This window comes from Brasilonema bromeliae SPC951 (assembly GCF_012912135.1).
GTDB lineage: Bacteria > Cyanobacteriota > Cyanobacteriia > Cyanobacteriales > Nostocaceae > Brasilonema > Brasilonema bromeliae.
On the sequence record NZ_QMEB01000026.1, the window covers coordinates 1 to 8,739 of the forward strand.

The 8,739-nt window shown below is 42.0% G+C and carries 9 protein-coding genes; all 9 read right to left on the reverse strand.

Going from position 1 to position 8,739, the window contains the following annotated elements; translation table 11 throughout:
- Window positions 1–183 precede the first annotated feature (183 nt).
- Window positions 184–1,305, reverse strand: a complete 1,122-nt coding sequence (locus DP116_RS05440) for a hypothetical protein (RefSeq protein WP_169154207.1) — start codon at window positions 1,303–1,305, stop codon at window positions 184–186.
- Window positions 1,306–1,322: 17 nt separating this feature from the next.
- On the reverse strand, window positions 1,323–2,234 hold the full coding sequence (locus tag DP116_RS05445; protein ID WP_169154208.1) for a CHAT domain-containing protein: 912 nt from the start codon (window positions 2,232–2,234) through the stop codon (window positions 1,323–1,325).
- A 74-nt stretch (window positions 2,235–2,308) separates the two neighbouring features.
- Window positions 2,309–2,506 (reverse strand): plasmid partition protein ParG, encoded by a 198-nt coding sequence (locus DP116_RS05450; RefSeq protein WP_246275493.1) that lies wholly within the window; start codon window positions 2,504–2,506, stop codon window positions 2,309–2,311.
- 362 nt (window positions 2,507–2,868) lie between these two features.
- Window positions 2,869–5,982 (reverse strand): efflux RND transporter permease subunit, encoded by a 3,114-nt coding sequence (locus tag DP116_RS05455; protein ID WP_169154209.1) that lies wholly within the window; start codon window positions 5,980–5,982, stop codon window positions 2,869–2,871.
- A 244-nt stretch (window positions 5,983–6,226) separates the two neighbouring features.
- Window positions 6,227–6,556 (reverse strand): DUF433 domain-containing protein, encoded by a 330-nt coding sequence (locus tag DP116_RS05460; protein ID WP_169154210.1) that lies wholly within the window; start codon window positions 6,554–6,556, stop codon window positions 6,227–6,229.
- 27 nt (window positions 6,557–6,583) lie between these two features.
- Entirely contained in the window at window positions 6,584–6,847 is a 264-nt protein-coding gene (locus tag DP116_RS05465; RefSeq protein ID WP_169154211.1) for a hypothetical protein, read from the reverse strand.
- 54 nt (window positions 6,848–6,901) lie between these two features.
- Window positions 6,902–7,318: a PIN domain-containing protein gene (locus DP116_RS05470; RefSeq protein WP_169154212.1), complete on the reverse strand. Its 417-nt coding sequence runs from the start codon at window positions 7,316–7,318 to the stop codon at window positions 6,902–6,904.
- On the reverse strand, window positions 7,318–7,575 hold the full coding sequence (locus DP116_RS05475; protein ID WP_169154232.1) for a hypothetical protein: 258 nt from the start codon (window positions 7,573–7,575) through the stop codon (window positions 7,318–7,320). The genes DP116_RS05470 and DP116_RS05475 overlap by 1 nt, the downstream gene beginning before the upstream one ends.
- Before the next feature lie 102 nt (window positions 7,576–7,677).
- Window positions 7,678–8,739 (reverse strand): efflux RND transporter permease subunit (locus DP116_RS29045; protein WP_246275494.1); only part of this gene is annotated, 1,062 nt, incomplete at its 5' end.

Genomic DNA, 8,739 nt, shown 5'->3' on the forward strand with positions numbered 1-8,739 from the left:
AATTCAAACAGGTATACAGCGTAAGCGTTTCATGGATTTGCAATGCGTAGTTTATTTATGCCGTGGTGTACTAGTTCAAAATCTCCCAAGTGGGCAAAGTGTTTTTCTATCATATTTACAAGATTTACAGGCGGTTTTTGATTTTCTATTTTCAAGATAATCAGATGCAAAAATCTGGAGTTTTCACTGCTTACTAATTCTCCATCGTATACCTGTATTGCCTTCTGTGTTAGGAGCTAGCCTAACAGAGCCGTCCGCTGTTACACCATCTAACCATTTTGATTTTCCCTGATTATCTAAGGCAACTACTCCATCACCAAGTATATTGATTGTCCATTTTGTGCCTGTATAGCCACCTTTTGTGTTAGGAGCTAACTTAACAGAGTCGTCCGCTGTTACACCATCCAACCATTTTGAACCATTAATTACTCCCTGATTTTCTAAGGCAACTACTCTATTATTAATAATGTGTACCTTCCATTTAGTAGAAGCATCAATATTAGAAGAACCTAAGCTTACATTATTATTTTTTATGCGAGAATCTAAAAATCTCAAACCAGTATACTGGTTTCCTAGACATTCTAATGAAATAACATTACCATCTTGTAGAAGTGAAGAAGTTTTAGTAATCCAAGCACGAATATTACTTAATTCTGCTTGTCTGTTTTCTAACAAATTAACATTGGAATTCAGCTCATTATCTGTAGGTTTTCGTCCAAGCACCTCTTGATAAATATCGATGATTTGCTGATTCACAGATTTATTGCTTTTAGCGGTTGGACTAAGGCTTACAGGTTGCTCAGTTGTATCTGCATTACTAGACAATTTACTGCTCTGGATAAACGAGACAAACCCGGCTAACCCAATTATAACAATCACACTATATCTAATGAATTTGTTTTTAGCAAGTTGAATAAAGGGATTAACGCTGACACTAGGGGCAGGACTAGACGATAGAACAGTTGGCTGCTGATTATTGGTGAAATTCTGACTTAACTTCTGATTACAATTGAGTTTGGCTGCAATTTCACTTAAAATAGGGGCATATTTACCATGATGAAAAACCGGAAGTAGTTCCTTACAACAAAGCTTGCAAAGAGCTTCTTGTTCACCTATTTCATTCAAATACCTAATAAGTAGTAGAAAAAAGTCAGATTCGGAAGAATCTCTGATAAATGAAAGTCGCTTGGGGTCGATTCCAATGCTAACACATAGTGCTTCTCGTGTTCTTGATTGTTGGCTACGCAGTAAAAGGTTTATTAATGTGTCTATATCAGTTTCTTCTAAAAAAAATTGAGTTGACATACTTTAAATTCCTCACACTAGTTACAATTTAGTTTAGATTTAACATTTTCCAAATCAGCCGAGTACTTACTTCTTTTAAACACAACTTCAAGTTCTTTGCTGATTTTACAAAGTGCTTGTTTGTCACCTATACTATGCAAATAGCTAATTAGCTCTAAGGCAAAGTCAGCATCGGTAGATTGCCTTAAAAATCCAAGTTGATTTGGTTCAATTCCAATTTTTATACAAAGTGGTTTTCGCGCCGAATATTCTGCACGTCCACTACGTATTAAGAGTTCTGTAAGTAATTCTCTGTCAGAGTCGTTTAGTTCCTGATCTAACTCAGACACTCGTTCATTGGGGACTGGAGGCTGGTCTTTAGATCCATTCAAAGGCTTCTTCTTTAAAGTTGGGGTTAGTTGCTCTGGAATACCTGCTAACCTAATTGCAGCACAACCAAATTTGTAGGCAAATTCAACAGGCTTTCCTGCTCCTAGAGCATCGTAAAAACCCACAGCAAATTCAATTGCTGCTCTATCTCCGATTGCCTTGCTCATACCAATCACATAATTAATGTGTTGAGAGATAGCATCTGCTTGCACTTGGGAGTAACAGCCATTAAGAACAACACACTCAACCTGATCAGCAAATAAATCAAACAGTCCCGCTAGAGCTTCTCCATCGACTAACTTTGCCAAACCTGTTTCGTCTTCAAATACTAGACCCTCATCTCCTGTCCCATGCCCTGAGAAATGGACAATAGAAGGATTAATATCCAGCATTGCTCGCTGGATATCCCTCGGTCGCACTGCCCACTTCTGCTCTAAGACAAACTGGTCGCGGTGTTTGGCTCGCTGTAGTCCAGCATCGATTTCACGCACCTCTTCATTCAAACGCAGCGGTGTTGTGCTTTTAGGATTTGCTGCTAAAATCAAGATTTTTTGTTGCATAAATTAATTAGCTCCAGTTATATTAAATTGAAAAGTTTTTATTACATAACTAACTTTGTTACTAGCAAGGTTATTCAACAGGATTTGGGTGGTAACTTCTTAGCTATTTCACTATCAGTTTGTGAAATTTCGTTTGCCCTAAGCCATTGCTGGATTAACTCAATGACTACCTGATTCATCTTTTTCCCCTGCATAACGCAGGTAGCATGAAACTGCTTTTTCAAATCATCTGAAATGTTGATATGCATTTCTTTAGTAGTTTTGGCATTCATGTAATTCACTCAGACATGGATAAAGCTACAAAAGTAAAAACGGCATTTCTGAAAAAATGCCGTTAACTCCTACCTTGCATCTATACCCTATTCGTATGAAGAGATACGAATAAGCCCTTGATTAGCACGCTAAAAAACCTGATTTTTCGTATTATTGACAATAATATACGTTTCTTTAGAACGTCAAATTCCAGTATTAATACGTTAGTGAAAGATATAAAATTAATGTAAGCGCTCTGACATTCAAAACCCAATAACAGAAACAGCCTTCTTCCAGTGCTCTTATACCAGTTGACCCTAATTTCTCAATTAACAGCTCCCCTTCTTTTCATATTCTCATAATTACGTACTAGGTTTCAGAATCAGCCCAAGTGCTTAGCTTTCTTCCAAAAGAAGATTCTCCCAAACTTAGGTTGACCAAGCTTTTTCCGCCATTCTTCCATGTAAGTGTAGAACACTGGAGTCAAATAGAGAGTCAATATTTGAGAGAACACTAATCCGCCGACAATTGCAATCCCCAAAGGACGACGCGCTTCAGAACCCGAACCCGTCCCCAACGCAATTGGTATTGTCCCCATCAAAGCTGCCATTGTTGTCATCATAATTGGACGGAAGCGAACCAAGCAGGCTTCGTAGATGGCATCAAAGGAATTTTTTCCTTCCCGTCGCTGCGCTTCAATGGCGAAGTCTACCAACATAATACCGTTTTTCTTTACAATACCTACTAGCAAAATGATTCCGATGAAGGAGTAGAGATTTAACTCAACATCGAAAATCAACAGTGTTAACAAAGCACCACAGCCAGCCGAAGGCAAACCAGAAAGAATGGTTATGGGGTGAATGAAATCCTCATAGAGGATACCTAGAATCAGATAAATCACCACAATCGACACAAGCAACAGCCAGCCCAAGTCGTTGAAGGACTGTTGGAACACCTGTGCTGAACCTTGAAAGTTGGTAGTGATGCTTTGAGGCAGAATCTGACTAGCGAGTTGCTTGATGGTGTCTGTCGCTTGACTCAGAGACATTCCTGATGTTACGTCGAAAGAGATAGTGGCAGAAGGAAGCTGACCAACGTGTTTGACGGTGAGGGGACTCACTCCTTGGGTGATACGGGCGATCGCTGTTAAAGGAACCTGTTGTCCGTTACTCGATTGGATGTAGAGTAGCGATAGAGAGTTGGGATCGTGCTGATACTGCGGCTCTAGTTCCAGAATCACATAAAACTGATCGTCTGGGGTATAGATTTTTGAAATTTGGCTAGAACCATAAGCAGCCCCAAGTGTTTGTTCGACTTGTTCCGCCGTAATCCCAAGAGTTGCTGCTTTTTTGTGGTCAATCTCGACTTGTAACTGGGGAGTACTTAGTTCTAAGTCGCTGTCAACATCGCGGAATCCTGGTAGCGCTTTGATTTTATCTTTCAGTATAGGAACGTATTGACGGAGTGCTTGTAGGTCAAGGCTTTGCAATGTAAACTGGTATGATGAATTAGTCTGTTGACCACCAATAGGGATCGCAGGTGGAGAGCGTAAGAATACTTGAATGCCTGGTATGCGCGTCAACTTAGGGCGCATTTCTTGAATGATTTGGTCGGAATTGAGACGGCGTTGGGAACGCGGCTTCAACAGAATTGTAATTCGACCGGAGTTGACAGCAGCATTAGGTCCACTCGCACCTACAATAGAGTCAACTGCTTGGACATTGGGGTCTCGACGAATGATGTCAACGACCTTCTGCTGGTGACTTAGCATAGCATCAAAGGATATGTCTTGTGCTGCTCGCGTGTTTCCCATGATTTGTCCAGTATCCTCTGTGGGGATAAATCCTTTGGGAACAAGGACAAACAAGTAGACTGTCAACGCTAAGAGAATGACTGAACCGATAAGTGTTATGAGGCGGTATTTGAAAAATGGCTTGAGACTCCACTCATAGCCCCGCAACAGTAAATCAAAGACACGCTCTGAGACTCGGTACAGACGGCTTTGATGCTGATGATTTGGTGGACGGATGAATCGACTACACAGCATTGGCGTGAGGCTGAGGGAAACAAAGCCCGACACCAAAATCGCAACGGCAATTGTCACGGCAAATTCATGAAACAACCGACCAATTAATCCACCCATAAATATGAGGGGGATGAACACCGCCACCAGCGATAACGTCATCGACACAATTGTGAAGCTGATTTCTCGCGAGCCATTAAACGCTGCTTCCAGTGGAGATTCACCCATTTCGCGGTGACGAACGATATTTTCCAGTACAACGACCGCATCATCAACAACAAAGCCGACTGAGAGCGTTAATGCCATCAGTGAGATGTTATCCAGAGAATAGCCCGACAGATACATTACGGCAAATGTGCCGATGAGTGCCACGGGAAGCGCCAGACTGGGAATGAGTGTGGCAGAGAGTTCGCGTAAAAATAGGAAGATAACTACGACAACCAAACAAACTGATAGAAATAACGTGAATTTCACATCATCAACGGAAGCGCGGATCGATTCAGAGCGATCGTACATGATACCCATCTCAAGTGATTTGGGAACTTGCTCGCGCAGAGTGGGTAGAAGTTGCTTGATGGTATCGACAATTTCCACCGTATTACCATCTGGTTGAGGCTGCACAGCCAAAACAATCGAATGAATGCCGTTGTAAAGATTTAAGACTTTATCATTTTGCACGCTGTCAATCACCTGACCCACATCTTGGAGTCTCACAGGTGCGCCATTTTTGTAGCTGATAATCAGTGAACGATAAGCAGCTGCATTCGTGAGTTGACCGTTTGCTTGGATGGTGTAAGTTTTATCATGACCAGAAAGACTGCCTGTTGGCAAGTTCACATTTGACTGGGCGATCGCATTTCTAACCTGATTTAGCCCAATTCCCCGCGTGGTCAATTTTTGTGGATCAACTTGGACGCGAACAGCATATTGCTGCTGACCGTATACTTGTACTTGGGCAACGCCGTCAATCATAGAGATTGGCTGACCGACCGTAATCTCTGCGTATTCGTCCACTGTAGAGATAGGGAGCGTTTCAGAATACATGTAGAGGTAGAGAATTGGTGCAACCGATGGGTTGACCTTGCGGTAGGTAGGTGGTTTAGGCATACCTGGGGGTAATTGTCCAGCTGCTGCTGAGATTGCTGCTTGGACATCTTTGGCAACATCGTTCACGCTGCGGCTGAAGTCGAATTGCAGGGAGATGTTGGTACTGCCTGTTGAACTGGTGGAGTTGAAGGAATTGAGTCCGGCTATGCTGGAAAATTGTCTTTCTAAGGGCGCAGCTACGGAAGATGCCATTGTTTCAGGCGTCGCACCGGGTAAACTGGCGGAGACGGAAATGAAGGGATATTCTACATGAGGTAAGGCGCTAATTGGTAAGAGTGCATAACTCATGAGACCGAAGATGACGATACCTATCATGACTAGGGTTGTCATGACGGGACGGCGGATAAAGAGTTCTGAAAGGTTCATGAGTTGTGCTGTTCCAGATTTTTTCTTTCAAAATTTGGGGTGGATGATGTTGGCAAATATGAAGTTATTTGATTGCTGTCAAAATCATCTCTACATCTTTGATGAGATTAGCGATTTGTGAAAATGATTTTTTAAATAAACCGCAGAGGCGCAGAGTACACAGAGAAAAGAGTAAAGAGAGGTTTTTACGTATGATTTGGGACTGCTATAGATCGTCGCTGGATCATTGACTTGGCACAAAGTTTTATGATTGTTGCTGGGCTAACAAGCGAGAATGAACCAGGCTCAAGTCAGGTTGAACACTGGACAAACGTTGACGAACTGATTCAGCTAACTGCTCGCGTTGATCGAGATATGCTTCCACAGCATCGCGATGTCGAAGATAGTAACCAATGGTCAGATAAACATCGGATAAAGATAAGGATGAGTAACGCTGGACTATCGATTCAGGGGATGCACCATCCTGAAAGGCGTGAATGACCAGTTCCAACAAAACTCTTGTATTACCGACTCGAATTGCGCCTGTGGTATCTTGACTTAGGGGAGGACTTTCTTGTTCTAGTATTAAACTCATGGATCAATCTCCTAGGTAAACTACTATCTAACGGGATTCCGCGATGATTGTTTCAGAAACGGGCTTTCCTTCAACTTGAATGAGTCTTCGTTCAGAGATTAGATCGTAGGAAGGATGCTTAATCTGCTTGACTAAGCCAGCATCAATCAAAGCTTGGTGAAATGCTGCTTGCTTGTTAGTTGTTTCTTTTTCGGCAAGATACCTTTGAATTGTCTGATGAAGCTGCTGAAGTTCTTGTATTTCAAGTGTCTCAAGTTGATTCAGTATTTGCTTAAGGGTTTCTTGTGCCATAATTTTTTCCTTTTTATAGATTATTGTGTTTACCGCTATTTGCTGAAAGCTTCTTCATGACTCCAGTGACTCTAATAGCTGACGCACGGACATTACAGGTATCACTGAACTAGAAAATCCCTTGGTGTCGCGGGTCACAATTGCGTCTAAACTTTGGAACACTGCACAGTAAATCTGTACCGCGTCTTCAAAATCAGCTAAACCAGATGAAATTGCCGCTTCTAAAATAGCCCGATCTACAGAGCAAATGACCATAACAGCCAACGTGGTTAAAATCGCTTGTTGAGCTTGTTCAATACTTCCAGTTTGTCTGCGGGCGATGTAGAAAATGTCAGTGAGTGTTGTAGCAGTGACATACCCAACTACTTTCCCAGAATCAATTGCGTTGAATAGAGCTTCCGCATGTTGCAGAAATGGCTCTCGCTCTAGCAAGTAATCTAAAACAATATTGGTATCAATGAGAACTTTCACTAATAATACTTCTCCATCCGACGTTCTTCTAGCATTGCTGCTACCTGCTCATCGGTTGGTGCGGGTTTGTCAGTTTTCAACAACCCTTTCATTTGTTTGATAATACGGGATCTTTCAGGCGTCTGCCCTTCAAGCAATCGCTCTGATTGTTGATTGGGAACATCTTGTAAAGATTCGATAATCGCATGAACAAGTTCAAGGCGATCGTTTACAGATAATTGACGGGCTTGCTTTTTCAGTTCTTGCAGGGACGACATATGAATGACTCCAACAAACACTAGCATCTAAATTTTAGTCTGAGCAATCAAGGACTCAGGTTATATGTGAAACTCATCGCATCAGCTTTATTTCAAAGTTTTTTACCGCCCTCCTGAAAACGAGACAACCCGACGAAACTTAACCTGTCTAAGTTTTTTCCGCCAAGCTTCCATATATGTAAAAAATACAGGTGTTAAATACAGCGTTAATATCTGAGAAAACACCAAACCTCCTACAACCGCAATTCCCAGAGGACGCCGAGATTCAGAACCTGCACCATAACCTAGGGCGATTGGTAATGTTCCCATTAAAGCTGCCATTGTCGTCATCATGATCGGACGGAAGCGAATCAAACAAGCTTCATAAATGGCATCAAACGGACTTTTGCCTTCGTTTCGCTGTGCTTCTATGGCAAAGTCCACCATCATAATGCCGTTTTTCTTGACGATACCTACCAAGAGGATGATGCCGATGAATGAATAAACGTTCAATTCCACATGAAAAATTAATAACGTTAACAACGCACCAAATCCAGCGGAAGGTAGACCGGAAAGAATCGTTAAAGGATGTATAAAATCTTCGTAGAGAATACCGAGAATCAGATAAATCACCAAAATAGCGACAGCTAGTAACAATCCCAAACTCGGCAATGAAGATTGAAATACTTGACTTGCTCCTTGGAAGCTTGTTGTGATGCTAGCGGGAATCACTTTATGCACCAAGTCTTCTATGGTTTGAGTGGCTGCTCCCAGCGATGCATCTGGTGCTAAGTTGAAGGAGATCGTCGCAGCATTCATCCGACCATAGTGATTGACCATCAGCGGTCCAACACCTTGGGATATTGTGACAAATGTACTCAGAGGAACTGCTTGACCAGTAGTGGAATTTGTGCTTGCGCTAGTACTGCTATTTGTGGTGGAATTTGTACTGGTGCTAGTACTGCTATTCGTGGTAGAGTTCGTACTCGTACTAGTGTTAACGTAGAGCTTCATTAAAGCATTTGGATCTTGCTGGTACTGCGGTTCCAGTTCTAATATGACTTTGTACTGGTCACTAGCGGCATAAATTGTTGACACTTGATAAGCGCTATAGGCGTTTTTCAACGTGTTTTCGATTTGTTGGGCGGTAATGCCAAGGGTGGAAGCTTTATCACGGTCGATATC

What these genes read in the sequence shown, in the direction of transcription:
- DP116_RS05440 (WP_169154207.1), bottom strand. Translation starts at nt 1,305, where the DNA reads ATGTCAACTCAATTTTTTTTAGAAGAAACTGATATAGACACATTAATA.
- DP116_RS05460 (WP_169154210.1), bottom strand. Translation starts at nt 6,556, where the DNA reads ATGAGTTTAATACTAGAACAAGAAAGTCCTCCCCTAAGTCAAGATACC.
- DP116_RS05475 (WP_169154232.1), bottom strand. Translation starts at nt 7,575, where the DNA reads ATGTCGTCCCTGCAAGAACTGAAAAAGCAAGCCCGTCAATTATCTGTA.
- DP116_RS05450 (WP_246275493.1), bottom strand. Translation starts at nt 2,506, where the DNA reads ATGAATGCCAAAACTACTAAAGAAATGCATATCAACATTTCAGATGAT.
- DP116_RS05455 (WP_169154209.1), bottom strand. Translation starts at nt 5,982, where the DNA reads ATGAACCTTTCAGAACTCTTTATCCGCCGTCCCGTCATGACAACCCTA.
- DP116_RS05465 (WP_169154211.1), bottom strand. Translation starts at nt 6,847, where the DNA reads ATGGCACAAGAAACCCTTAAGCAAATACTGAATCAACTTGAGACACTT.
- DP116_RS05445 (WP_169154208.1), bottom strand. Translation starts at nt 2,234, where the DNA reads ATGCAACAAAAAATCTTGATTTTAGCAGCAAATCCTAAAAGCACAACA.